Raw genomic sequence first — 25306 nt, 5'->3', positions numbered from 1 at the left:
GAAAAAAATCTTGCGCCACGGTTACGAAGCGTCCTCAATGAAATAATGTATCTTTTATTAATAAGTACATTTTGGTGCAGAAAAGTAACATTCCTACATTCAAGGCCCCAAAAAAGTGCCACCGACGTGGCGCAGAGTGACAGGCGCAACTTATGAGAGAATCCCCGGCCATCGTCCTACATGCCTTTGAGAAATCGATGAAAGCAGTGTCCGCCTCGGCCTCCCGTTACGCGATGATTCACCAGGTGTTGCGCGACGCGATCGTCAATGGCACCGCCCGCCATGGCCTGGTATTGCTGGAAGCGCCCCTGGCCGAGCTGTTCGGCACCAGCCGCGTGCCGGTGCGCAAGGCGCTGGACCTGCTGCACGCTGAGGGCTTGATCTGCCGTTTCAACGGCCGGGGCTACCTGATCAACCCCGACGGCCTGGCCATGGAGCCGTTGCGCCTGCCCTTGAGCCATGGGCACCTGGGCCTCAATGGCGAAGCCGAACTGGTGGACACCCGGCCGCTGGGCGAGCGCATCGTCGAGGAAATCGGCGCGGCGCTGTCCACCTGTATCGCCTTTGGCCATTACCGCCTGGATGAGCAAGCCGCCGCCGACCACTACGGCGTCAGCCGCGCGGTGGTGCGTGAAGCGCTGATGCGCCTGCGCGACCGCGGCCTGGTGGAAAAAGAGCCCTATTCCCAATGGCTGGCGGGGCCCCTGACCGCGCGGGAAGTCACCGAAGATTACGAACTGCGCGCCTGCCTGGAACCCGAAGCCCTGCGCCAGAGTGCCCCGAACCTCGACCGCGACATGCTGGAAGCCATGCTGCAGCGCGTGCTGGATGCCCAGGACAGCCCCCAGTGCAGCCTGGAAGCCATCGAGCAGATCGAAGAGGACCTGCACCAGCGCTGCCTGGCCGGCCTGCAAAACCGCAAGATTGCCGCGCTGATTCGCCAGGGCCAGAGCCCGATGATCATCAGCCGGATTTTTTACCGATTGCTGGGGATCGGCGCTGATCCGGCGATGCTTGCCGAACATCGATTGATTCTGGAGCTGCTGCTGCATGGCGCATTCGATGCGGCGGCGTTGAACCTGCGCGAGCATTTGCAGCGGGCGCGGCAGCGGATGTTGCAGCGCCTGAAAGTGCTCTCGGTGCTGCCAGAACAGCCACTCCCCGCCTACCTCCACAAAATCAGCTGACCCAGATTGACCAATGTCGCCGCAGTAATTTCCTGCAATATGTTGCTATCTCACCCCCACCATTGAAACCACTGCTGCCCCGCCCCATCTAAGCTGCATACTTCCTTATGCAGGTGCCCCATGAGCGACCAGCAAGAATTCCCTGATTACGACCTCAACGATTACGCCGACCCCGAAAACGCTGAAACCCCTTCGTCCAATACCGGCCTGGCCCTGCCTGGGCAAAACCTGCCGGACAAGGTCTACATCATCCCGATCCACAATCGGCCGTTCTTCCCGGCGCAAGTGCTGCCGGTGATCGTCAACGAAGAGCCGTGGGCCGAGACCCTGGAGCTGGTGAGCAAATCCGACCATCACTCCCTGGCCCTATTCTTCATGGACACGCCGCCGGAAGATCCACGCCATTTCGACACCTCCGCCCTGCCGCTGTACGGCACCCTGGTGAAGGTGCACCACGCCAGCCGCGAGAACGGCAAGCTGCAATTCGTCGCCCAGGGCCTGACCCGCGTGCGGATCAAGACCTGGCTCAAGCACCACCGCCCACCGTACCTGGTGGAAGTGGAATACCCGCACCAGCCGAGCGAGCCGACCGACGAGGTCAAGGCCTACGGCATGGCGCTGATCAATGCGATCAAGGAACTGCTGCCGCTCAACCCGCTGTACAGCGAAGAGCTGAAGAACTACCTCAACCGCTTCAGCCCCAACGACCCGTCGCCCCTCACCGACTTCGCCGCCGCGCTGACCTCGGCCACAGGCAATGAGCTGCAGGAAGTGCTGGACTGCGTGCCGATGCTCAAGCGCATGGAAAAAGTCCTGCCGATGCTGCGCAAGGAGGTGGAAGTCGCGCGCCTGCAAAAAGAACTCTCCGCCGAGGTGAACCGCAAGATCGGCGAACACCAGCGCGAGTTCTTCCTCAAGGAACAGCTCAAGGTCATCCAGCAGGAACTGGGCCTGACCAAGGACGACCGCAGCGCCGACGTCGAACAGTTCGAGCAACGCCTGGAAGGCAAGGTGCTGCCGGCCCAGGCGAAAAAACGTATCGATGAAGAACTGAACAAACTGTCGATCCTCGAAACCGGCTCGCCGGAATACGCCGTCACGCGCAATTACCTGGACTGGGCCACCTCGGTGCCCTGGGGCGTGTATGGCGAGGACAAACTCGACCTCAAGCACGCACGCAAGGTGCTGGACAAGCACCATGCCGGCCTGGATGACATCAAGAGCCGCATCCTCGAGTTCCTCGCGGTGGGCGCCTATAAAGGCGAGGTCGCTGGCTCCATCGTGCTGCTGGTGGGCCCGCCGGGCGTGGGCAAGACCAGCGTGGGCAAGTCCATCGCCGAGTCCCTCGGGCGGCCGTTCTATCGCTTCAGCGTCGGCGGCATGCGCGACGAGGCCGAGATCAAGGGCCATCGCCGCACCTACATCGGCGCCCTGCCGGGCAAGCTGGTGCAGGCGCTCAAGGATGTGGAAGTGATGAACCCGGTGATCATGCTCGACGAGATCGACAAGATGGGCCAGAGCTTCCAGGGCGATCCGGCTTCGGCACTCCTGGAAACCCTCGACCCGGAGCAGAACGTCGAATTCCTCGACCACTACCTGGACCTGCGCCTGGACCTGTCCAAGGTGCTGTTCGTGTGCACCGCCAACACCCTGGACTCGATTCCCGGCCCGCTGCTGGACCGTATGGAAGTGATTCGCCTGTCGGGCTATATCACCGAAGAAAAAGTCGCCATCGCCAAACGCCACCTGTGGCCAAAACAGCTGGAAAAAGCCGGCGTTTCGAAAAACAGCCTGAGCATCAGTGACGGCGCCCTGCGCGCACTGATCGACGGGTACGCCCGTGAAGCCGGGGTGCGCCAGCTGGAGAAACAACTGGGCAAACTGGTGCGCAAGGCGGTGGTCAAGCTGCTGGACGAACCGAACTCGGTGATCAAGATCGGCAACAAGGACCTGGAAAGCTCCCTCGGCATGCCGGTGTTCCGCAACGAACAGGTGCTGTCGGGTACCGGCGTGATCACCGGCCTGGCCTGGACCAGCATGGGTGGCGCGACCCTGCCGATCGAGGCGACCCGTATCCACACCCTCAATCGCGGCTTCAAGCTCACCGGGCAGCTGGGTGAGGTGATGAAAGAGTCCGCCGAAATCGCCTACAGCTACATCAGCTCCAACCTGAAGTCGTTTGGCGGCGATCCGAAGTTCTTCGACGAAGCCTTCGTGCACTTGCACGTACCGGAAGGCGCCACGCCGAAGGACGGCCCGAGCGCCGGGGTGACCATGGCCAGCGCGCTGCTGTCCCTGGCGCGCAATCAAGCGCCGAAAAAAGGCGTGGCCATGACCGGCGAACTGACGTTGACCGGGCATGTGCTGCCGATTGGCGGGGTACGCGAGAAGGTGATTGCGGCGCGCCGCCAGAAGATTCACGAGCTGATTTTGCCGGAGCCCAATCGCGGCAGTTTTGAAGAGTTGCCGGAGTACCTGAAGGAAGGCATGACCGTGCACTTTGCCAAGCGCTTTGCGGATGTGGCGAAGGTGCTCTTCTGATACCTCATTAGCCCGAGTGGGCCCCTGTGGTGAGCAGGCTTGCCCTGCGTTGGGCTGCGCAGCAGCCCCGAAACTGACGACCCTGTTCTTTCAGAAAGAATGGGGGGCTTTTTAAGAGGGGCTGCTTCGCAGCCCAACGCAGGGCAAGCCTGCTCGCCACAAACGGCACCCGGCAGCCCTCTTGTCACACCTTGTCTCATCTTCGGTTATGCTCGGTCTTCGTCGCCAAACAACGGAGCCCCCATGATCGCCGCCCGCCTGCTTCTCCCCCTGAGCCTTTGCCTGCTCGCCGCCTGCGCCAGTGCGCCGAAGCAAAACGTCACCGTGGACAACCAGAGCGCCTGCCCGCTGCAACTCAAGACCGGGCAAAACCTGATCCTCACCCTGCCGAGCAACCCCACCACCGGCTACCGCTGGGCCATCCAGGATTCCGCCGGCGGCGTATTGCGGGCCCTGGGCCCCGAGGTTTACAGCAGCTCGGAATCCGGTGTAATCGGCGGCGGCGGCCAGTCCACCTGGCGCTTCCAGGCATTCACGGCCGGCCAGGGTCGTTTGCGCCTGACCTCCCAGCAACCCTGGGAACCGGAAGCCGAGCCCGCAGAGACCTTCGATTGCGCCATTACGGTGAACTGATATGCCATGGCTGATTCTTGCGTTGATGGGCGCAGGCACCTTTATCTACGGCCTGAGCACCCATGCCACGTTGCTGTGCCTGCTGGTCAAGCCGCTGCCGGTGCTGGCGCTGCTGGGTTGGCTGCATGATGCGCCGCCGACCGACTATCGACGCTGGATCAGCCTCGGGCTGATTTTTTCCCTGGTCGGCGATGTATTGCTGGCCTGGCCGGGCGACCTGTTTATCTTCGGCCTCGGCGCTTTCCTGTGTGCCCACCTGGCCTATCTCAGAGCCTATTTCAGCGACTGCCGCCGTCTGGCGCTGCTGCCGTTGGCGTTGGCGCTGGGCGTGGGCGCGATCCTGCTGGGCATCCTGATCTCCCACGGTCTTGGCGAACTGCTGGTACCGGTGGTGATTTACGCACTGGTGATCAGCGCCATGCTCTGGCGCGCGCTGGCACGTGTGGGCAGCGATGTACCGAAACGCTCGGCGCTGCTGGCGGCGGCGGGCGCGGTGTCGTTTGTGTTTTCCGACACGCTGATCGGCATCAATCGGTTTGTGCTGTCATTCGACGCCGCGCCGTATTTGTTGATCGTCACCTACTGGCTCGGACAGTGGGGCATCACCGCCTCGGCTTTCCATCAGACAACCCGCGCACACGAGGGCCAACTTGGCTAAAATGCCGGCCTTTCCCCTTCGTCGCCGGAACAACCGTGAGCAAAGAACCCGATCGCCTATTCGCCCAGCCCCTGCCCCAGGTGCCGGACTTCGCCTTTAACGAGGACGTGGTGCGGGTGTTCCCGGACATGATCAAGCGTTCGGTGCCCGGTTACCCGACGATTGTCGAAAACCTCGGCGTGCTTGCAGCGCAGTTTGCCCAACCACACAGCGTGCTCTACGACCTGGGCTCGTCCCTGGGAGCGGTGACCCAGGCCTTGCGCCGTCATGTGCGCACCGACGGTTGCCGCGTGATCGCGGTGGATAACTCGGCGGCCATGGTCGAGCGCTGCCGCGAATACCTCAATGGCCAGGACTCGATGTTCCAGGAGCTGCTGCCGGTCGAGGTGATCGACGGCGACATCCTCGCGCTGCAGTTCCAACCGGCCTCGGTGGTGGCGTTGAACTTCACCCTGCAATTTATCGCCCCGGATGAGCGCCTGGCGTTGCTCGGGCGTATCCGCCGGTCGTTATTGCCCGGCGGCGCACTGATCCTTTCGGAAAAGCTGCGCTTCAACGACCTGGAAGAACATGCGCTGCTCACCGACCTGCATATCGCGTTCAAACGCGCCAACGGCTACAGCGAACTGGAAATCGCCCAGAAGCGCAGCGCCATCGAAAACGTCATGAAGCCCGACAGCCTCGAAGAACACCGCGAACGCCTGCTGGCGGCCGGGTTTTCGAAAGTCGTGCCGTGGTTCCAGTGTCTTAACTTTGCCTCGTTGATTGCCTTGCCATGATTGATCTGTCCCCCCTCGCCCGCCATCTGGTCGGTACCCCCCTGGCTGTATGGGCCCAAGGCCTGCAAGCGCAGCTCGATAGCAAGATGGAAAAGGGTCATGGCGACCTGGAGCGTTGGCAGAGTGCCCTGGACGCGCTGCCCAAGATCCAGCCCAGTGAAGTCGACCTACTCAACGGCCTGGTGCTGGACACCGATTGCGACGATGCCACCCGTGCGCAAATGCACACCGCGCTGATGGGCTTGAGCCCGTGGCGCAAGGGCCCGTTCCACCTGTTCGGCGTGCATGTGGACACCGAATGGCGCTCGGACTGGAAGTGGTCGCGTGTGGCCCCGCACCTGGACCTGAAGGGCAAGCGCATTCTCGATGTCGGTTGCGGCAACGGTTACTACATGTGGCGCATGCTCGGCGCCGGGGCCGACAGCGTGATTGGCGTCGACCCGAACTGGCTGTTCTTCTGCCAGTTCCAGGCCGTACAGCGTTACCTGTCCGAACCCAAGGCCTGGCACCTACCGTTCCCGTTTGAAGACCTGCCGGCGAACCTGGAAGGCTTCGACACGGTGTTTTCCATGGGGGTGTTCTATCACCGCCGCTCGCCGATCGAGCATTTGCTGGCGCTGAAGGACACCTTGGTCAAGGGCGGCGAACTGGTCCTGGAAACCTTGGTGGTGGAAGGCGACCAGCAACAGGTGCTGGTGCCGGAAGACCGTTATGCGCAGATGCGTAACGTGTGGTTCCTGCCCTCAGTGCCGGCGTTGATGCTGTGGCTGCGGCGTGCCGGGTTCAGTGATGTGAGGTGCGTGGATGTGAGCGTGACCACGGTGGAGGAACAGCGCGGGACGGAGTGGATGAAGTATCAGTCCCTCAGCGACTTCCTCGATCCACAGGATCACTGCAAGACGATTGAAGGGCTGCCGGCGCCGATGCGGGCGGTGATCATCGCTAAAAAGTAAGCCCCCAAACTCCCTGAAAAAATGAAGTGTTCTTTAGAGCGGGGGCTTGGCTCGGCGGGCCTTGAAGAATTCGCTCAACACCGTGCCGCACTCCTCGGCCAGCACCCCGCCTTCAAACAACACCCGATGGTTAAGAAACCCTTGGGTAAAAAACTGCCCCTGGCTTTGCACGATCCCCGCTTTCGGCTCCAACGCGCCATACACCACCCGCGCGATGCGTGAATGCACGATCAGCCCGGCGCACATGCTGCACGGTTCCAGGGTCACGTACAGCGTACTGCCCGGCAGTCGGTAGTTGCTGACAGCGTGCGCAGCGGCGCGAATGGCGACCATTTCGGCATGGGCGCTGGGGTCATTGCCGCTGATCGGGCAGTTGAAGCCGCGGCCGATGATTTCACCGTCCTGCACCAGCACCGCGCCCACCGGCACTTCGCCCAGCGCCGCGCCTTGGGCGGCAAGCGCCAGGGCTTCGCGCATGAAATCCTGATCGCGGCTGCGGTCGATAATCGCCGTGGGGCGAAACTGGCGCATCACGCCACCTCGATGGCGGCCATCAGGCCGGTTTCCATGTGGTCGATCACATGGCAATGGAACATCCACACCCCTGGGTTATCCGCCACCAAGGCCACTCGAGCACGTTCGTTCTTGCCCAGCAGGTAAGTGTCGGTGAAGTACGGGATCACCTTATGGCGGTTCGAGACGATCACCTTGAAGCTCATGCCGTGCAGGTGGATCGGGTGCTGGTACTGGGTCATGTTCTTAAATTCGAAAATGTAGCTCTTGCCTTTTTCCAGCTTGGCAATCGGGCGGTCGGCGCAGGTCTTGTCGGTGATGTCCCAGGCCTGGCCGTTGATCTGCCACAGGCTCGGCGGCTTGCCATTATCGACATTCACCGACACTGAACCGACCCACTCGAAATTGAAGTTGAGTTTCTCCGCATTGGCCAGGTCCGGCTCGGCAATCGGGTTGGCGGGCAATGCCGGGGGCCATTCGGTCGGTGCGTCGGTGTTGGCGACTGAGCGGAAAGTGCCCAGGCGCACCGGGCCGTTGCGGATCGACAGTTCTTCCCCCGCCGGCGGCGCCTTGATCGCCAGGCAGATACGCATGCCCGGACCCAGCCAGTATTCCTTGCCCAGCGGGCGCGGTTCGACAGGGTTGCCGTCCAGGGCGTAGATCTGCGCTTCGACGTCGGGGATGTTGATGCGATAGGTCAGGGTGTTGTCGAGGTTGAGCAGGCGCACACGGGTGATCTGCCCGGCAGGCAGGTCGATCACCGCCTGGGATACACCATTGATGGTCGACAACCGCCCGGCCGTGCCCCCGCGCGCGGCCTCACGGGGAATGCTGAAGGCGACAAAGGCGCCCTCTTCGTCCACATGCCAGCTCTTCAGGCTCAGGGTGCGTTCGTGCTTGAACCCGGTGGGTTCGCGTTCTTCGATAATCAGCGGGCCGACCAGGCCGCGGCCGAGTTCTTCGCTGCTGTTCACATGGGGGTGGTACCAGTAGCTGCCGGCGTCGGGCACGCGGAATGTGTAGTCGAAGTATTCGCCGGGCAGCACCGGCAATTGCGAGACGTAGGGCACGCCGTCCATTTCCAGCGGCAGGCGGATGCCGTGCCAGTGGATCGTGGTGGCGACCGGCAAGTGGTTGATAAAGCGCACCCGCAGCCACTCACCCTGACGCACGCGCAACTCGGTGCCCGGTGCCGAAGGGCCGAAGGCCCAGGCCTGGGTCTTGTGCCCCGGCACCAGTTCTACGTCGAGCGGCGCGGCGATCAATTCGTAATCGTGCCCCGCCTCGGCTTCGGCGACTTTCCCCAGCCAGTAGCGGTAGGCGCCACCGGCACCGACGCCCACTACGGCCAGGCCGGCAAGACCACCCAGGATTTGTCGACGGGAAAAGGATCGGGACACAACAACCTCACGTATCTGCCGCAGGCGCAGGGCCTGCAAAGGGCGGATACGATACACCTGCATTGGCTAAACAGTAAGGCTTCGCATTGCCGCGGATCTGCGATCAGCGCTTGGCGGCCGCCAGGATCAGGGCTTTCATCTCGGCCACCGCGCCTTTGAAACCGACGAACAGCGCGTGGGCTACCAGCGCGTGGCCGATGTTCAGCTCGTTGATGCCCTTGATCGCAGCCACTGCTTCGACGTTGTGGTAGTGCAGGCCGTGGCCGGCGTTGACGATCAGGCCTTCATTGAGGCCGCAGTTCACACCGTCAATGATGCGCTGCAGTTCATCCGCCACTTCGGTCGGTGTGGTGGCGTCGGCGTAACGGCCGGTGTGCAGTTCGATGGCCGGCGCGCCGACACGGCGGGACGCTTCGATCTGACGTTCGTCGGCGTCGATGAACAGTGACACTTCGCTGCCGATCTTCGACAGGCGCTCCACGGCGGCCTTGATCCGCGCTTCCTGGCCGGCCACGTCGAGGCCGCCTTCGGTGGTCAGTTCCTGGCGGGTTTCCGGGACCAGGCAGATGTGCGCCGGACGGATGCGCTCGGCGAAGGCCATCATTTCTTCGGTGACGCCCATCTCGAAGTTCATGCGGGTTTGCAGCACGTCCTTGAGCAGCAGCACATCGCGCTCCTGGATGTGGCGGCGGTCTTCGCGCAGGTGCACGGTGATGCCGTCGGCGCCCGCTTCTTCGGCGTCCAGCGCGGCCTTGACCGGGTCAGGGTAACGGGTGCCCCGGGCCTGGCGCAGGGTAGCGACGTGGTCGATGTTGACGCCAAGAAGAATGCGATTGCTGGTGGTCACGGAAGCGCTCCTGAAAAGGGGAAAGAAACGCTGCACAGCATACACGGGGATGTCAGGGCTTTCGAAACAACTCGCGACTGACCAGCGGCCGTCCGCCTAAGTGCACGGCCAGGGCCTGGCGCATCAAGCGCTTGGCGGCGGACAAGGCACCGGGGGCGCTCCAGTCGGCCTCGCTCATGGCCAGCAGCTCGGTGCCCTGGAACAGTCCCGGTTGCAGCAGGTACACACGCTCCAGGCCCGCATCCACCTGCAGGCGATACATGCCGTCGGCGGCGACGGGGTCGCCGTGCAGGTCGTTGTGCAGTTCGAAGCCGTAGCCCAGGTCGTCGAGCAGGCGCCATTCGAAGGCGCGCAACAGCGGCTCCAGGGGGCGGCCCTCGGCCAGGGCCAGCAAGGTGGCGGCGTAGTGATCGAAGACCGCCGGGTGCGGGTCTTCGGCGGGCAACAGGCGGATCAGCAGTTCATTAAGGTAGAGGCCGCTGAACAGTGCATCGCCATTGAGCCAGGCGGACGTGCCGACGCTTTCCAGGCGGCCGACGTTCTTCAACTCGCCCTTGCCGCGAAACTCCACGTCCAACGCCACGAAAGGTCGCGCCAATGTCCCCGCCTTGCCCCGCGCGCTGCGCAACACCGCGCGCAGGCGGCCTTGGGGCGTAAGGAAATCCACCAGGGCGCTGGTCTCGCGGTAGGCGCGGCTGTGCAGGACGTAGGCGAGTTGGCTGATGGGTTGGGATTGGGACATGGGTTCTCTATCTTGAAAACAACACAAACCTAATGTGGGAGGGGGCTTGCCCCCGATGGCAGTGTGTCAGTCATTTATTGGTTAACTGACCCACCGCTATCGGGGCATAAGTATCTACACAACTTTTTTCAGCGGCCTGTGGCGAGGGAGCTTGGGCCCGTGGCGGCCTTCGGGCCGACCATGTCGTTGGATTTGACCGAGTACATATCCGTTGCTGCGGTAACGGCCACTTAGGGTTACGCCCTTACGGCGTGTCACTTTTGTAAAGGCACAAAAGTAACCAAAAGGCCTTCGCCCCAACACTCGGCACCTCGCTTAGGCTCGGTGTGCCCGAACGCAGGCTTTGGAGCGTGGGCCGCCGCGATGGGCCATCCATGGCCCAGCGCGGCTAACCCGGCGTCCTGCCGGGTTACCCACACTCCAAAGCCTGCGTTCGGCCAGCGTGTTTGACGGGGCGATCCCAAATCAAAAACAAGACGAGGCGGCCTTAAAGCCGACCTGATCTTTGAAGCGTACGCGGTGTGGCTTCTACTTCCTTAACCGCTGACGAAGTCAGCCATCTTTTGATCTGCTCTGGCTCTGGCTTTTGATCTTGATCTCAGGCGCCCCGTTAACCACGCTGGCCGAACGCAGGCTTGAATCCGTGGGTAACCCGGCAGGACGCCGGGTTAGCCGTCCTGGCCAGGGATGGCCCATGACGGCGGCCCACGGATTCAAGCCTGCGTTCGGGCATACCGAGCCTAGGCGAGATACCGAGTGGTGGGGCGAGAGCCTTTTGGTTACTTTTGGGCTCTTCCAAAAGTGACCCGCCGTAAGGGCGGAACCCTAAGTCGCCGTGACCGCAGCAACGGATATGTACTCCCCCAAACCCCAAAAAGCGGTCGGCCCGAAGGCCGCCACGGGCCCAAGCTCCCTCGCCACAGACCACGGAAAATTGTGTAGATATCCATGGCTATCGGGGGCAAGCCCCCTCCCACATTTTTTGCCCTGCGGTGTCCTTACAGGTCGCCGTAGCCAAGGGAGCGTAACGCACGCTCATCATCGGACCAACCACCCTTAACCTTCACCCACAGGTTAAGCATGATCTTGGAATCGAACAGCAATTCCATGTCCTTGCGCGCTTCGGTGCCGATGCGTTTGATGCGCTCGCCCTTGTCGCCGATGATGATTTTCTTCTGGCCGTCACGTTCGACGAGGATCAGCGCATGGATATGCAGGGTCTTGCCCTGCTGCTTGAACTCTTCGATTTCAACGGTGATCTGGTACGGCAGCTCGGCGCCCATCTGGCGCATGATTTTCTCACGCACCAGTTCGGCGGCGAGGAAACGGCTGCTGCGGTCGGTGATCTGGTCTTCCGGGAAGAAGTGTTCGTTCTCCGGCAGGTAGCCGGCGATCACGCGCTCCAGGGCTTCGAGGTTGTGGCCGTGCTGGGCCGAGATCGGCATGATCTGGGCGTTCGGCAGTTGCTCCTGCAGCCAGCTCAGGTGCGGCATCAGCTCGGCTTTGTCTTCGATGCGGTCGGTCTTGTTCAACGCGACGATCAAAGGGCCGGTGACGTACTGCACACGCTCGAGAACCATCTGGTCTTCGTCGGTCCACTTGGTGCGGTCGACCACGAAGATCACCACGTCCACGTCTTTCAACGCCGCCGAGGCCGTCTTGTTCATGTAGCGATTAAGGGCTTTCTCGCCGCCCTTGTGCATGCCCGGGGTGTCGACGTAGACCGCTTGCACGCTGCCTTCGGTCTTGATGCCCAGCATGTTGTGGCGGGTGGTTTGCGGCTTGCGCGAGGTGATTGCAAGCTTCTGGCCGAGGATATGGTTCAGCAGCGTGGACTTGCCCACGTTCGGGCGGCCGACGATGGCAACATAGCCACAGCGTGTTGCGGTTGAATCAGTCATGGCCATTCTCCACGCCCAGGGCAATCAGTGCTGCAGCGGCCGCTACCTGTTCGGCAATGCGACGGCTCACACCCTGACCTCGGCTTTTTTCATTCAGTAAGGTGATTTCACATTCCACGAAGAACACGCGGCAATGGGGCTCACCCTGGATATCCACCACTTCGTAGCGTGGCAGGTCGCAACCGCGCGATTGCAGGAATTCCTGCAGTCGGGTCTTCGGATCCTTGTTGGTGTCGACCAGCGTGAGGCTTTCGATCTCGGAGGTCAGCCACGCGGTGACGCGCTCCTTGGCCGCTTCCATGCCTGCATCGAGGTAGATCGCGCCGATCAATGCCTCAAGCGCATCGGCCAGGATCGACTCACGGCGGAACCCGCCGCTCTTCAACTCACCGGAGCCGAGGCGCAGGTACTCACCCAGGCCAAAACCACGGGCCAGTACGGCCAGGGTCTCGCCCTTTACCAGGCGTGCGCGTAAACGCGACAGCTGGCCTTCACGGGCTTGGGGAAAGCGCTCGAACAGAGCTTCACCGGCGACGAAATTGAGGATGGCATCACCGAGGAATTCCAGGCGTTCGTTGTTACGCCCTGCAAAGCTGCGGTGTGTGAGGGCAAGGACCATCAATTCCTGATCCTTGAAGGTGTAGCCGAGCTGGCGCTCGAGACGACTTAGAGAAACGGTCACGGTTTACCCATATCTGTGTGGTGGCACCGGCGGCCATCGACGATTGACGCAGTGTTCAAATTCAAATCCTGGTTGGTATTGCACGGGGACGGGAAATGTCCAGGCCCCAGAAAAGCATTCGGCGCTGTGTGCACAGCGCCGCTTGTATTACTTGATCAGCCCGACCCGCGAGAAGTTCGGCAGGTGGCTGAGCTTGGGTTCCGGCCAGCTCATCCAGACCGCAAAGGCCTTGCCGACGATATTCTGGTCGGGAACCATGCCCAGCAGGTCCTTGGGAATGCTCGGGTCATCCCAGTAACGGCTGTCATTGGAGTTGTCGCGGTTGTCGCCCATCATGAAGTAGTGCCCGGCCGGCACTTTCCACTCACCATCAGGCATGGCACGGTAGCGGCTCATTTCCTTGCGGATTTCGTGCTCTACCGCACCGAGTTTTTCCTGGTACAGCTCGGCACTGCCCAGGCTGTTCGGTTCGGAACCGATCAGCTTCTCGGCCACCGACTCGCCGTTGATGAACAGACGCTTGTCGCTGGTGTAGCGAATCACGTCGCCCGGCAGGCCTACCACACGCTTGATGTAGTTGACGTTCGGGTCGCTCGGGTAGCGGAACACCATCACGTCGCCGCGCTGCGGATCACCGACTTCGATGACCTTCTTGTCGATCACCGGCAGGCGAATCCCGTAGGAGAACTTGTTCACCAGGATGAAATCGCCCACGTCCAGGGTAGGTTTCATCGAGCCCGACGGGATCTGAAACGGTTCCACCAGGAACGAGCGCAGCACCAGCACGATGAACAACACCGGGAAGAACGACTTGCCGTATTCAACCAGCAAGGGCTCTTTGTTCAGCTTCTCGATCACCATGCCATCGGGCTGGCTGACGCTGCCCTGATAGGACGCGATAGCCGCCCGCCGACGCGGGGCGAAGAACACCAGATCGAGCAACGCCAGGAGACCGCAAACGGCAACGGCGATGACCAGCAACAGCGGGAAATTTAGCGACATAGGACCTAACTATCCAACCTGAGCACCGCAAGGAAGGCTTCTTGTGGAATTTCCACGTTGCCCACTTGCTTCATGCGTTTTTTACCGGCCTTTTGCTTCTCAAGCAGCTTGCGCTTACGGCTGACGTCGCCACCGTAGCATTTGGCCAGTACGTTCTTTCTGAGTGCCTTGACGGAGGTTCGCGCAATGATCTGCCCGCCAATGGCGGCCTGGATCGCGACGTCGAACATCTGGCGCGGAATCAGTTCTTTCATCTTCTCGGTCAACTGGCGACCTTTGTAGTGCGCGTTGTCCTTGTGCACGATCAGTGCCAGGGCATCGACCTTGTCGCCGTTGATCAGCACATCCAGTTTCACCAGATTAGCCGATTGGTAACGGTCGAAATGGTAATCCAGCGAAGCATAGCCGCGACTGGTGGATTTGAGACGGTCAAAGAAGTCCAGGACCACTTCGTTCATCGGCAAATCGTAGGTCACTTGCACCTGGGTACCGAGGAACAGCATGTCGTGCTGCACGCCACGCTTTTCGATACACAGGGTAATGACGTTGCCCAGGTGTTCCTGCGGCACAAGGATATTGGCCCGCACGATCGGCTCGCGCATGTCTTCGATGGAAGACAGGTCTGGGAGCTTGGACGGGTTGTCGACGTAAATCGTTTCACCGTTTTTGAGCAGCAGCTCGAAAATAACCGTCGGCGCCGTGGTGATCAGGTCCAGGTCGTACTCGCGCTCAAGGCGCTCCTGGATGATTTCCATGTGCAGCATGCCGAGGAAGCCGCAGCGGAAGCCGAAGCCCAGGGCGTCGGAGCTTTCCGGGGTGTACTGCAACGACGAGTCGTTGAGGGTCAGCTTTTGCAGGGCTTCGCGGAAGTCTTCGAAGTCGTCGGAGCTGACCGGGAACAGGCCGGCGTAGACCTGCGGCTGGATGCGTTTGAAGCCCGGCAGCACGTCGACGTCAGGGGTGGAGCTCAAGGTCAGGGTGTCACCCACCGGCGCACCATGAATGTCCTTGATGCCGGCGATGATGAAACCTACTTCACCGGCTTTCAGATCAGTGGTCGCGGTGTGCTTGGGGTTGAATACACCGACGCTGTCCACCAGGTGGATCTTGCCGGTGGACTTGACCAGGATCTTGTCGCCCTTCTTCACACGGCCGTGGCGCACGCGTACCAGGGAGACAACCCCCAGGTAGTTGTCGAACCAGGAGTCGATGATCAACGCCTGCAGCGGATCTTCGTAGTTGCCGGTGGGGGCCGGGATAGTCTTGACCAGGCGCTCGAGCACTTCGTCGACGCCCAGGCCGGTCTTGGCGCTGCACTCGACGGCGTCGGTGGCGTCAATGCCGATGATTTTTTCGATTTCTTCTTTTACGCGGTCCGGATCGGCCTGTGGCAGGTCGATCTTGTTCAGCACCGGCATGACTTCCAGGCCTTGCTCGATGGCGGTGTAGCAGTTGGCCACGGACTGGGCTTCAACGCCCTGGCCCGCGTCCACCACCAGCAGCGCACCTTCGCAGGCCGCCAGGGAGCGGCTGACTTCATAGGTGAAGTCCACGTGGCCCGGGGTGTCAATGAAGTTCAACTGGTACTTGATACCGTCTTTGGCGGTGTAGTACAGGGTAACGCTGTGGGCCTTGATGGTGATCCCGCGCTCGCGTTCGAGGTCCATGGAGTCCAGCACCTGGGCTTCCATTTCACGCTCGGCAAGGCCGCCGCACATCTGGATGAATCGATCGGCCAGCGTCGACTTACCATGGTCAATGTGGGCGATGATGGAGAAATTGCGGATATGACTCAAATCACTCACGGATCAACACTCAAAAAGGCTGCAGGCAGATTGCCCGCTGAAAAATAGCCGGGAATTGTACCTGATGCTCAGGCCGGGCGTCATCTTTGCTGACCAGAACAAAAATGCCCCACTCATCCGAGCGGGGCATTTTTTATCCAACGGTGCGGTATCAGCCGGCCCGGCGCAGCAGCCAGAACCCGGCCAGGGCGCAGATGGCCGTCGGCACCAGCACTGCAAACAGCGGCGAGAACCCGAACACCAGGCTCGACGGGCCGAGCAGATCCTGGGCGATGCGGAAGGTGAAACCGACCAGCACGCCAGTGAATACCCGCTGGCCGAGGGTCACGGAGCGCAACGGACCGAAGATGAACGAGATCGCCATCAGCACCAGTGCGGCGGTCACCACCGGCTGCAACACCTTGACCCAAAATGCCAGCCAGTAACGACCGTTATTCAAGCCTTGATCCTTCAGGTAGTGGATATAGCCCCACAACCCGGAGATCGGCAGGCTTTCGGGGATCATCACCACCGTATTGAGCAGTTCCGGCTTGAGGGCGATATCCCACTCTTCACTCGGCACATTGATCACTTCGGTGCTGGCCTTGGTGCCTTGGCCGACATTGCGGAAGTAAGTCGTGGTGACGTCGGTCAGTTGCCATTTTTCGTCGCCGTACTGCGCGCGTTTGGCGAAACTGGACGACAGCATGTGACGTTCCTTGTCGAACGTATAGCGCGTCACACCGATCAACAGCCCGCCCGGTTGCACGGCGTTGATGTGGATGAACTCATCACCCTGGCGGTGCCACAGGCCATGCTTGGCGCTTTGTGCATCGCCCGAGCCCTGGGCCAGGGCTCGATTGGCCTGGGCGGTGGTTTCGGCCGGCGGCGCTACGTACTCACCGATCAGCACGCTGCACAGCATCAGCAGCAACATAGGCTTCATGACCGCCCAGACGATACGCCCGATGGACACACCGGCGGCGCGCATGATGGTCAGTTCGCTGTTGCTGGCCAGGCTGCCCAGGCCGATCAGGCAACCGATCAGCGCGGCCATCGGCATCATGTCGTAGAGACGACGCGGCGCGGTGAGTGCCACGTAGCCGAGCACGTCCCATACGGTATAGGTGTCGCTGACGTTGCCGACTTCATCGATGAAGGCGAACAACGAGGCCAGACCCAGGATAATGCCCAGTACCGCCAGGATGGCGATCAGGACGCTGCTACCAATGTAGCGATCGAGCTTAGCCACGAGCCAACTCCTTCTGGCCACGACGGCTCATCATTTTCAAACGAATAGGCTCCCAATACAGCAGCCCCAGGCCGATCAACAGGAACATGCCGTGCACCCACCACAGGCCCAGGACCGGCGACAGCTTGCCTTTCTCCAGGGAGCCACGGGCGGAAATCAGGATGGTGAGGTAAGCCATGTACAGCAGGATCGCCGGCAACAGCTTGAGGAAACGGCCCTGGCGCGGGTTGACGCGCGACAGCGGCACGGCCATCAGGGTCACGATAAACACCAGCAGCGGCAGGGAAATCCGCCATTGCAGCTCGGCGATGGAGCGCAGTTCCTTGCTGCCGAGCAGGTCCGCCGTGGGGATGGCGTCGCGGTCGGTGACTTCGTCGCTGATATCCGGGCGGGCCAGCATCACGCCATAGGTGTCGTACTTGATCGCGCGATAGTCGGCCATGCCTGGACTGCCATCGTAGCGATAGCCATTTTCCAGGATCAGGTAGCGGCTGCCGTCAGGACGCACTTCCTGGCGGCCCGAATCGGCCACCAGTACGGAAATGCCCCGGTCTTTCTTGTCCTGGCCAAACCGTTTCTCGGAGATGAACACACCGCCCAGGTTGGCGCGGTCGTCGGTCAAGGTTTCCGTGTAAGTCACCCGCGAGCCATCATTGAGTGCCTGGAAACGGCCCGGCTCGAGGGTGTCGAACTCGGTCATCGCGTCCTGTTTGTTCAGCACCAACTGGAACTGCATCGCGCCCTGGGGAGCCAGGCTCAGGCTCAACCAGGCCACGATCAGCGCAACGCCGGCCGCCGGAATCATGGTCATGCCCAGCAGGCGCTGCTGGCTCATGCCGGTGGCCGAGAGCACGGTCATTTCACTTTCAAGGTACAAGCGGCCGTAGGCCAGCAGGATGCCGAGGAACAGGCCCAGCGGCAGGATCAGTTGCAAGAATCCCGGCAGGCGAAAGCCCATGATCAGGAACAGCGAGCCTGGGTCCAGGGCGCCGGAGGCAGCCTGGGCCAGGTATTTGACGAAACGACCACTCATGATGATGACCAGCAGGACCGCACTCACGGCACTCAGGGTCAACAGGACTTCGCGGGACAGATAACGGAAGACGATCAAACCAGACACTCCAGGGTTGTCAGGCTAAGGCGGCCAAACAAGCAAGCATACCGAGTCAGCCCGTTTGCACCGGGCCGGCTAAAAAGATGGCGCATTATCCTGTGATTGACCGCGCCTGTCACTGCGCAACCTCATGCGCAGGCACAAAGGGTTGTCAGGCTCCGTCGGCGAGGTTCAAACTGCGGCCTTTGTCGCTGGTGGTTTACACAGCCGCCACGCTTTAAAGCCTGCGTACAGACGCCAGGCTCTCAGACCTTATATAAGGGACCCGAAAATGGAATTGGTTGTAAAAAGCGTTAGCCCCGAAACGTTGAAAACCGCCACCCTCGTGGTCGCCATCGGCGAAGGCCGCAAGCTCGGCGTAGCCGCCAGGCAGCTCGACGAACTCAGCGGCGGCGCGATCAGCGCGGTTCTCAAGCGCGGCGACCTGGCCGGCAAAGTCGGCCAGAGCCTGCTGCTGCAAAGCCTGCCTAACCTGAAAGCCGACCGCGTATTGCTGGTGGGCGTGGGCAAGGACGCTGAACTGGGCGACCGTCCGTTCCGCAAGATCATCAGCGGCATCCTCAACACCCTCAAGGGCCTGGGCGGCAGCGATGCGGCACTGGCACTCGATGAAATCGTCGTAAAAGGCCGTGACAGCTACGGCAAGACCCGCCTGCTGGCCGAAACCCTGGTGGACGGCGGCTACATTTTTGATCAGTTCAAGAGCCAGAAAACCGAACCCCGCGCCCTGAAGAAAATCACCCTGCTGACCATCAAGGCCGCCCAGGCTGAAGTCGAGCGCGCCGTGACTCACGCCCAGGCCATCGCCAATGGCATGTCGTTCACCCGCGATCTGGGCAACCTGCCGCCGAACATCTGCCACCCGACCTACCTGGGCGAACAGGCCAAGGCATTGGGTAAAGAGTTCAAGGGCCTGAAAGTCGAAGTCCTGGATGAGAAGAAGATCAAGGAACTGGGCATGGGCTCGTTCTATGCCGTGGGCCAGGGCAGCGACCAACCGCCACGCCTGATCGTGATGCAATACAACGGCGGCAAGAAGTCCGAGAAGCCTTACGCCCTGGTGGGTAAAGGCATCACCTTCGACACCGGCGGCATCAGCCTCAAGCCGGGCCTGGGCATGGACGAGATGAAGTACGACATGGGCGGCGCCGCCAGCGTGTTCGGTACCCTGCGCGCCGTGCTGGAACTGAAGCTGCCGATCAACCTGGTGTGCATTCTGGCCTGCGCCGAAAACATGCCGAGCGGCGGCGCGGCCCGTCCGGGCGACATCGTCACCACCCTCAGCGGCCAGACCGTGGAAATCCTCAACACCGACGCCGAAGGCCGCCTGGTGCTGTGCGATGCCCTGACCTACGCCGAGCGCTTCAAGCCACAGGCCGTGATCGACATCGCCACCCTGACCGGCGCCTGCATCGTTGCCCTGGGTTCCCACACCTCGGGCCTGCTGGGCAATAACGACGAGTTGATCGAGCAGCTGCTCAGCGCCGGCAAGGCCGCCGACGACCGCGCCTGGCAACTGCCGCTGTTCGATGAGTACCAGGAACAGCTGGACAGCCCGTTCGCCGACATCGCCAACATCGGCGGCCCGAAAGCCGGCACCATCACCGCTGCGTGTTTCCTGTCGCGCTTCGCCAAGAACTTCAACTGGGCGCACCTGGACATCGCCGGCACGGCCTGGACCAGCGGCGGCAAGGACAAGGGCGCCACCGGCCGTCCGGTGCCATTGCTGACCCAATACCTGCTGGACCGCGCCAAAGCCTAAACACCTGCCCAGCTGCCTGCCGCGGTCAACTGTAGGAGCGAGCTTGCTCGCGAAGAGCGTCAACGATAACGCGTTCATCTTGGATGAACGCATTGTTCTCAGGTTCTTCGCGAGCAAGCTCGCTCCTACATTATGACGGCGGCAGGCGCGGCAGCCCAGGAACCGCAATGACCCAAGTCGACTTCTATATATTGCCCAGCGCCGATCCGCTCGCGCGCCTGGACTTCGCCTGCAAACTCACCGAAAAAGCCTGGCGCATGGGCCACCGCATCTACCTGCATTGCAGCGATGCCGCCCAACGCGACGAGCTCGACGCCCGCCTGTGGCGTTTCAAGGGCGAAAGCTTCGTGCCCCACGGCCCCGCAGAATCAGAACCCGAAGGCCCGGTTGTCCTGGGTTTGGGGGACAGTTGCGGCAATCACCAGGACCTGCTGGTCAACCTGGACCTGAAAGTACCGCCTTTTGCCAAGGCCTTCGCCCGTGTGGCGGAAGTGGTGGTGGAAGATCCGGCTATTCGTCAGGCCGCGCGGGAGAGTTTCCGTTTCTACCGCGAACAGGGCTATCCTTTGCAAGATCACCGGCTACAACGACTTTGAGTACATGATGGACACTCCCAACCCGACAAAAAAAGATGACCACCTGCTGGACGACCTCGAGTCGATCCGTCAGTTGCTGGGTGATGATGACTTGCAACCGCCGCTATTGACCGAACAGGCCGATGGCGAGGTACAGATTCCGCTGTTGTTCGACATGGTCGGCGGCAAGCAGGTCGCCCCGGAACCGGTTGTCGAAGCCCCCGTTGTGGTGGACGCTGCCCCTGCTGCGGCTGAAAAGGGCCCCGACGCCCTGCTGCTGCACCTGGACAACGAACTGCGTGCCGCTGCGCAATTGATCATGCAAGACGTGATCGACGACTTTGCCCCCCATATCGAAACCGAGATCAAGCGCCGGATGGATGCGCGGATGGAGCGGCTGCTCAGCCAGTACCAGTCTTAAACCGTCCATAGATCCCCTGTGGGAGGTGGCAAACTCCTCCCACATTTGATTGCCTGCACCTTAAGCCCGCCTTCGCCTCGCCCTGCGCCCTATCCCCCGTTATACTTGCCGGCTTTCCTGAATATATGCCAACTAGGGTCCCGCCGCGCATGGATAAGACCTACCAGCCGCACGCTATTGAAACTTCCTGGTACAACACCTGGGAGTCCGAGAACTATTTCGCTCCGCAAGGCGCGGGCGAGTCCTACACCATCATGATTCCGCCACCGAACGTCACTGGCAGCCTGCACATGGGCCATGGCTTCAACAATGCGATCATGGATGCGTTGATCCGTTTCCGCCGCATGCAGGGCCGCAACACCCTGTGGCAGCCGGGTACCGACCACGCCGGTATCGCCACCCAGATGCTGGTGGAGCGCCAACTCGAAGCCACTGGCCAGAACCGTCACGATCTGGGTCGCGAGAAATTCCTGGAAAAAATCTGGGAATGGAAAGACCAGTCCGGCGGCAACATCAGCCGTCAGATCCGTCGCCTCGGCTCGTCCGTGGATTGGAGCCGCGAGCGCTTCACCATGGATGACGGCCTGTCGGAATCGGTGAAAGAAGCCTTCGTGCGCCTGCATGAAGACGGCCTGATCTACCGCGGCAAGCGCCTGGTCAACTGGGACACCAAGTTGCACACGGCGATTTCCGACCTTGAAGTGGAAAACCACGACGAGAAAGGTTTCCTGTGGAACCTCAAGTACCCGCTGGCCGACGGCGCCAGGACCGCTGAGGGCAACGATTACCTGATCGTCGCCACCACCCGTCCGGAAACCATGCTTGGCGACGCCGCCGTCGCGGTCAACCCGAACGACGAGCGCTACCAGGCACTGATCGGCAAGTTCGTCGAGTTGCCGCTGGTAGGCCGCCGCATCCCGATCATCGCCGACGATTACTGCGACCCTGAATTCGGCACCGGCTGCGTGAAAATCACCCCGGCCCACGATTTCAACGACTACGAAGTCGGCAAGCGCCACAACCTGCCGTTGTTGAATATCTTCGACAAGAATGCCGCCGTGCTGCCGGCCTGCCAGGTGTTCAACCTGGACGGTACGCTGAACGACAGCATCGACGGCAAGATCCCGGCCGAATACGCCGGCCTTGACCGTTTCGAAGCGCGCAAGCAGATCGTTGCTGCCTTCGACGCTGCAGGCCTGCTGGTCAGCGTCGACGACCACGCCCTGAAAGTGCCGAAGGGCGACCGCTCCGGCACCGTGATCGAACCGTGGCTGACCGACCAGTGGTACGTGTCCACCAAGCCACTGGCCGAGCCGGCGATTGCTGCCGTGGAAGACGGCCGTATCCAGTTCGTGCCCAAGCAGTACGAAAACATGTACTTCTCGTGGATGCGCGACATCCAGGATTGGTGCATCAGCCGCCAGCTGTGGTGGGGCCACCGTATTCCGGCCTGGTACGACGAGTCGGGCAAGGTCTACGTGGGCCGCGACGAAGCCGAAGTACGTGCCAAGCACAATCTCGGCCCGGACGTGGCGTTGCAACAGGACAACGACGTACTCGACACCTGGTTCAGCTCGGGCCTGTGGACGTTCTCCACCCTGGGCTGGCCGCAGCAGACCGAATTCCTGAAGAAATTCCACTCCACCGACGTGCTGGTCACCGGCTTCGACATCATTTTCTTCTGGGTTGCCCGGATGATCATGCTCACCATGCACTTGGTGAAGAACGAGGACGGCACGCCGCAGGTACCGTTCAAGACCGTGTACGTGCACGGCCTGGTGCGGGATGGCCAGGGCCAGAAGATGTCCAAGTCCAAGGGCAACGTCCTCGACCCGCTGGACATCATCGACGGCATCGACCTGGAAACCCTGGTGCAGAAACGCACCTCGGGGCTGATGCAGCCGAAACTGGCGAAGAAGATCGAGAAGCAGACCCGCGACGAATTCGCCGACGGCATTGCCAGCTACGGCACCGATGCGCTGCGCTTCACCTTCTGCTCGCTGGCGTCCACCGGTCGCGACATCAAGTTCGACATGGGCCGCGTCGAAGGCTATCGCAACTTCTGCAACAAGATCTGGAACGCCGCGCGCTACGTGCTGGACAAAGGCGAAGACTGCGGCCAGAACGGCGAGGCCATCGAACTTAGCCTGGCCGACCGCTGGATCATCTCGCAGCTGCAGCGCACCGAGGCCGAAGTGACCCGTCAACTCGACCAGTTCCGTTTCGACCTGGCCGCACAGGCCTTGTACGAGTTTATCTGGAACCAGTATTGCGACTGGTACCTGGAACTGTCCAAGCCCGTGCTGTGGGACGAAAACGCGCCGATCGAACGTCAGCGCGGCACCCGTCACACCCTGGTACGCGTGCTCGAAGTCGCCCTGCGCCTGGCGCATCCGTTCATGCCGTTCATCACCGAAGAAATCTGGCAGCGCCTCGCGCCGCTGGCCGGCAAAGACGGCAAGACCATCATGCTGCAACCTTGGCCGGTGGCCAACGAAGCACGTATCGATGAGGCGGCCGAAAGCGACATCGAATGGCTCAAGACCCTGATGCTCGGCACGCGCAACATCCGCGCCGAAATGAACATCGGCCCGGGCAAGCCACTGGCGGTATTCGTGAAGAACGCCAGCGCCGAAGACCAGCGTCGTCTCACCGAGAACGATGCGCTGCTCAAGAAGCTGGCGAAGCTGGAATCGATCACCGTATTGGCGGATGGCGCCGAAGCGCCACTGTCAGCGACCGCGCTGGTCGGCGAGATGGAAGTGCTGGTGCCGATGGCCGGCTTGATCGACAAGGGCGCGGAACTGGCCCGTCTCGACAAGGAAATCCTGCGCCTGCAAGGTGAAGTGGCGCGGGTGGGCGGCAAGCTGTCCAACGCGGCATTCGTCGACAAGGCACCGGCTGAAGTGATCGATAAGGAACGCGCCAAGCTGGCCGAGGCCGAACAGGCTTTGGGCAAGCTGGCGGAGCAACATGCGCGGATTTCCAGCCTCTAAGGGGCAATCCGTGTGAAAAAAGAGACCTTCGGGTCTCTTTTTTTGTGCTTGCGGTCAATGTGGGAGGGGGCTTGCTCCCACATTTGACCGAGTTATCCTCGGGAATGTGTGACAATGGCCGCCACTTTGAGCCAACACCAGAATCATCATGACCGCCCCCACTACGCCCAAACCTCCACGCAAGAAGCCTAAGACCGCAGCCACGGCCAAACCCGTCGCGCCGCGCAAAGAGGCTACCCTGCACCCACGCAACCGCCACACAGGCCGTTACGACTTCCAGGCGTTGATCAAGACCACGCCGGAACTGGCGCAATTCGTGATCATCAACCCCTATGGCAAAGAGAGCATCGACTTCGCCAGCCCGGACGCGGTGCGGGTGTTCAACCGGGCGTTGCTCAAGGCCTTCTATGGCATCCAGCATTGGGACATCCCGGCGGATTACCTGTGCCCGCCGGTACCGGGACGTGCCGACTACGTGCACTTCCTCGCCGACCTGCTGGCCAGTGTCAACGAGGGCAAGATCCCGCGCGGTTCAATCGTCAAGGTGCTGGACATCGGCATGGGCGCCAACTGCGTCTACCCGCTGATTGGCTATATGGAGTACCGCTGGAACTTCCTCGGCTCGGAGGTCGACCCTATCGCCGTGGCCGCCGCCAAGGCCATCGTGCAGTCCAACGACCTGAGCAAGGTCATCCAGTTGCGCCAGCAGGAAAACCCCAAGCACATCCTGCTGGGCCTGCTGGAGCCGGGTGAGCGTTTTGACCTGACCATGTGCAACCCACCGTTCCATGCGTCCATGGACGAAGCCACCAAGGGCAGCGAGCGCAAGTGGCGCGCCCTGGGCCGGGCCGATCCCAAGCGCAAATTGCCGGTGCTCAACTTCGGAGGCCAATCGGCCGAGTTGTGGTGTGAAGGCGGTGAAGCGCGCTTCGTGACGCAATTGATCGCCGAGAGTGCGCACTTTGCCCACAAGGTGTTGTGGTTCAGCACCCTGGTGTCAAAAGCGTCAAACTTGCCCGCGATCGAGACCGCCCTGAAAAAAGCCGGCGTGCTGGAAAGCCAGGTGGTGGAAATGTCCCAGGGCCAGAAGCAGAGCCGTTTCGTGGCCTGGACCTTCCAGACCAAGAACGAACAGCAGATCTGGCGCCAGCGCTGGGTGCGATAGAGACAAATCCCAGGCAACAAAAAACCGTGCCCGGATCGCTCCGGAGCACGGTTTTTTTTGCTGCGTCTTACTTGTTAACAGCGTCGGTCAGGCCTTTGGCCACAACCAGCTTGATAACTTTCTTGGCAGCGATTTCGATGGCAGCGCCAGTCGAAGGGTTACGGCCAGTACGGGCAGGACGCTCGGTCACTTTCAGTTTGCCAACGCCTGGCAGAGTGATTTCGCCGCCGTTTTCCAGCTGGTCAGCAACAACTTGGCTCAGTTGGTCCAGCAGAGCGCGCACGGTGGTTTTCGGTGCGTCTACTGCTTCAGCCAGGTCAGCGATCAGTTGGTCTTTAGTAATAGCCATTGTGGTGTTCCTTCCCTATCAAATTCATATGGATTGCAGAGTGCAGTGTC

General features: G+C 61.4%; 22 protein-coding genes. 11 read left to right on the top strand and 11 right to left on the bottom strand.

Annotated features, from left to right (window positions below; genetic code table 11):
* The first annotated feature begins 197 nt into the window (after positions 1-197).
* The 6 genes from BLW22_RS02690 (at position 198) to cmoB (ending at position 6751) form a co-directional block, all read left to right on the top strand.
* Positions 198-1187, top strand: a complete 990-nt coding sequence (locus BLW22_RS02690; RefSeq protein WP_065926589.1) for a GntR family transcriptional regulator — start codon at positions 198-200, stop codon at positions 1185-1187.
* A gap of 120 nt (positions 1188-1307) precedes the next feature.
* Positions 1308-3728: an endopeptidase La gene (lon, locus tag BLW22_RS02685; protein ID WP_065926590.1), complete on the top strand. Its 2421-nt coding sequence runs from the start codon at positions 1308-1310 to the stop codon at positions 3726-3728.
* A 243-nt stretch (positions 3729-3971) separates the two neighbouring features.
* A complete protein-coding gene (locus BLW22_RS02680) occupies positions 3972-4361 on the top strand; it encodes a protease inhibitor I42 family protein (RefSeq protein WP_065926591.1) in 390 nt (129 codons plus the stop codon).
* 1 nt (position 4362) lies between these two features.
* The gene (locus BLW22_RS02675) at positions 4363-5019 is read left to right on the top strand and encodes a lysoplasmalogenase (RefSeq protein WP_065926592.1); all 657 of its coding nucleotides are present in this window, start codon (positions 4363-4365) and stop codon (positions 5017-5019) included.
* A gap of 35 nt (positions 5020-5054) precedes the next feature.
* A complete protein-coding gene (gene cmoA, locus BLW22_RS02670) occupies positions 5055-5798 on the top strand; it encodes a carboxy-S-adenosyl-L-methionine synthase CmoA (protein ID WP_074844009.1) in 744 nt (247 codons plus the stop codon).
* Positions 5795-6751: a tRNA 5-methoxyuridine(34)/uridine 5-oxyacetic acid(34) synthase CmoB gene (gene cmoB, locus BLW22_RS02665; protein ID WP_074844007.1), complete on the top strand. Its 957-nt coding sequence runs from the start codon at positions 5795-5797 to the stop codon at positions 6749-6751. Before cmoA ends, cmoB begins: the two co-directional genes overlap by 4 nt.
* A gap of 33 nt (positions 6752-6784) precedes the next feature.
* Here cmoB and tadA read toward each other — a convergent pair whose 3' ends face one another.
* The 10 genes from tadA to lptF all read right to left on the bottom strand — a co-directional run bounded on the left by tadA (position 6785) and on the right by lptF (position 17985).
* Positions 6785-7282 carry a tRNA adenosine(34) deaminase TadA gene (gene tadA / locus BLW22_RS02660; protein ID WP_074844004.1) on the bottom strand — a complete coding sequence of 166 codons (498 nt, stop codon included), beginning with the start codon at positions 7280-7282 and terminating at the stop codon, positions 6785-6787.
* On the bottom strand, positions 7282-8664 hold the full coding sequence (locus BLW22_RS02655) for a multicopper oxidase family protein (RefSeq protein WP_074845135.1): 1383 nt from the start codon (positions 8662-8664) through the stop codon (positions 7282-7284). Before BLW22_RS02655 ends, tadA begins: the two co-directional genes overlap by 1 nt.
* Positions 8665-8767: 103 nt before the next feature.
* Complete coding sequence (pdxJ, locus tag BLW22_RS02650; protein ID WP_027604659.1) at positions 8768-9511, bottom strand: pyridoxine 5'-phosphate synthase; 744 nt, start codon at positions 9509-9511, stop codon at positions 8768-8770.
* Positions 9512-9563: 52 nt separating this feature from the next.
* A complete protein-coding gene (gene recO / locus BLW22_RS02645; RefSeq protein WP_074844002.1) occupies positions 9564-10253 on the bottom strand; it encodes a DNA repair protein RecO in 690 nt (229 codons plus the stop codon).
* Positions 10254-11251: 998 nt separating this feature from the next.
* Positions 11252-12154 carry a GTPase Era gene (gene era, locus BLW22_RS02635; protein WP_027604661.1) on the bottom strand — a complete coding sequence of 301 codons (903 nt, stop codon included), beginning with the start codon at positions 12152-12154 and terminating at the stop codon, positions 11252-11254.
* Entirely contained in the window at positions 12147-12836 is a 690-nt protein-coding gene (gene rnc / locus BLW22_RS02630) for a ribonuclease III (protein WP_027604662.1), read from the bottom strand. Before rnc ends, era begins: the two co-directional genes overlap by 8 nt.
* 147 nt (positions 12837-12983) lie before the next feature.
* Positions 12984-13838, bottom strand: a complete 855-nt coding sequence (gene lepB, locus BLW22_RS02625; RefSeq protein WP_027604663.1) for a signal peptidase I — start codon at positions 13836-13838, stop codon at positions 12984-12986.
* Positions 13839-13843: 5 nt separating this feature from the next.
* The gene (lepA, locus tag BLW22_RS02620; protein ID WP_027604664.1) at positions 13844-15643 is read right to left on the bottom strand and encodes a translation elongation factor 4; all 1800 of its coding nucleotides are present in this window, start codon (positions 15641-15643) and stop codon (positions 13844-13846) included.
* Between the two features lie 151 nt (positions 15644-15794).
* Complete coding sequence (lptG, locus tag BLW22_RS02615) at positions 15795-16874, bottom strand: LPS export ABC transporter permease LptG (protein WP_065924180.1); 1080 nt, start codon at positions 16872-16874, stop codon at positions 15795-15797.
* A complete protein-coding gene (gene lptF / locus BLW22_RS02610) occupies positions 16867-17985 on the bottom strand; it encodes an LPS export ABC transporter permease LptF (RefSeq protein ID WP_065924181.1) in 1119 nt (372 codons plus the stop codon). Before lptF ends, lptG begins: the two co-directional genes overlap by 8 nt.
* 274 nt (positions 17986-18259) lie before the next feature.
* Here lptF and BLW22_RS02605 point away from each other — a divergent pair, with 274 nt between their 5' ends.
* The 5 genes from BLW22_RS02605 (at position 18260) to rlmF (ending at position 24907) form a co-directional block, all read left to right on the top strand.
* Positions 18260-19750: a leucyl aminopeptidase gene (locus BLW22_RS02605; protein WP_065924182.1), complete on the top strand. Its 1491-nt coding sequence runs from the start codon at positions 18260-18262 to the stop codon at positions 19748-19750.
* A 167-nt stretch (positions 19751-19917) separates the two neighbouring features.
* On the top strand, positions 19918-20346 hold the full coding sequence (locus tag BLW22_RS02600) for a DNA polymerase III subunit chi (protein WP_074844000.1): 429 nt from the start codon (positions 19918-19920) through the stop codon (positions 20344-20346).
* Positions 20347-20353: 7 nt separating this feature from the next.
* Entirely contained in the window at positions 20354-20746 is a 393-nt protein-coding gene (locus BLW22_RS02595; RefSeq protein ID WP_065924183.1) for a DNA polymerase III subunit chi, read from the top strand.
* A 149-nt stretch (positions 20747-20895) separates the two neighbouring features.
* On the top strand, positions 20896-23742 hold the full coding sequence (locus tag BLW22_RS02590; RefSeq protein WP_074843998.1) for a valine--tRNA ligase: 2847 nt from the start codon (positions 20896-20898) through the stop codon (positions 23740-23742).
* A 148-nt stretch (positions 23743-23890) separates the two neighbouring features.
* Complete coding sequence (rlmF, locus tag BLW22_RS02585) at positions 23891-24907, top strand: 23S rRNA (adenine(1618)-N(6))-methyltransferase RlmF (protein ID WP_027604671.1); 1017 nt, start codon at positions 23891-23893, stop codon at positions 24905-24907.
* Positions 24908-24974: 67 nt separating this feature from the next.
* On the opposite strand, the gene BLW22_RS02580 is transcribed toward rlmF, so the two are convergent.
* Positions 24975-25256 (bottom strand): HU family DNA-binding protein, encoded by a 282-nt coding sequence (locus tag BLW22_RS02580; protein WP_003188840.1) that lies wholly within the window; start codon positions 25254-25256, stop codon positions 24975-24977.
* Positions 25257-25306: the final 50 nt, after the last annotated feature.

It is taken from the genome of Pseudomonas marginalis (genome assembly GCF_900105325.1).
In the GTDB taxonomy this organism is placed as follows: Bacteria; Pseudomonadota; Gammaproteobacteria; order Pseudomonadales; family Pseudomonadaceae; genus Aquipseudomonas; species Aquipseudomonas marginalis.
The sequence above is the reverse complement of the archived record's forward strand: the minus strand, read 5'-3'. Positions and strand labels throughout refer to the sequence as shown.

Coding starts and splice junctions, on each gene's coding strand:
- BLW22_RS02690 (WP_065926589.1), top strand. CDS start 198: ATGAAAGCAGTGTCCGCCTCGGCCTCCCGTTACGCGATGATTCACCAG.
- lon (WP_065926590.1), top strand. CDS start 1,308: ATGAGCGACCAGCAAGAATTCCCTGATTACGACCTCAACGATTACGCC.
- BLW22_RS02680 (WP_065926591.1), top strand. CDS start 3,972: ATGATCGCCGCCCGCCTGCTTCTCCCCCTGAGCCTTTGCCTGCTCGCC.
- BLW22_RS02675 (WP_065926592.1), top strand. CDS start 4,363: ATGCCATGGCTGATTCTTGCGTTGATGGGCGCAGGCACCTTTATCTAC.
- cmoB (WP_074844007.1), top strand. CDS start 5,795: ATGATTGATCTGTCCCCCCTCGCCCGCCATCTGGTCGGTACCCCCCTG.
- tadA (WP_074844004.1), bottom strand. CDS start 7,282: ATGCGCCAGTTTCGCCCCACGGCGATTATCGACCGCAGCCGCGATCAG.
- recO (WP_074844002.1), bottom strand. CDS start 10,253: ATGTCCCAATCCCAACCCATCAGCCAACTCGCCTACGTCCTGCACAGC.
- era (WP_027604661.1), bottom strand. CDS start 12,154: ATGACTGATTCAACCGCAACACGCTGTGGCTATGTTGCCATCGTCGGC.
- lepB (WP_027604663.1), bottom strand. CDS start 13,838: ATGTCGCTAAATTTCCCGCTGTTGCTGGTCATCGCCGTTGCCGTTTGC.
- BLW22_RS02605 (WP_065924182.1), top strand. CDS start 18,260: ATGGAATTGGTTGTAAAAAGCGTTAGCCCCGAAACGTTGAAAACCGCC.
- BLW22_RS02600 (WP_074844000.1), top strand. CDS start 19,918: ATGACCCAAGTCGACTTCTATATATTGCCCAGCGCCGATCCGCTCGCG.
- BLW22_RS02595 (WP_065924183.1), top strand. CDS start 20,354: ATGGACACTCCCAACCCGACAAAAAAAGATGACCACCTGCTGGACGAC.
- BLW22_RS02590 (WP_074843998.1), top strand. CDS start 20,896: ATGGATAAGACCTACCAGCCGCACGCTATTGAAACTTCCTGGTACAAC.
- rlmF (WP_027604671.1), top strand. CDS start 23,891: ATGACCGCCCCCACTACGCCCAAACCTCCACGCAAGAAGCCTAAGACC.
- BLW22_RS02580 (WP_003188840.1), bottom strand. CDS start 25,256: ATGGCTATTACTAAAGACCAACTGATCGCTGACCTGGCTGAAGCAGTA.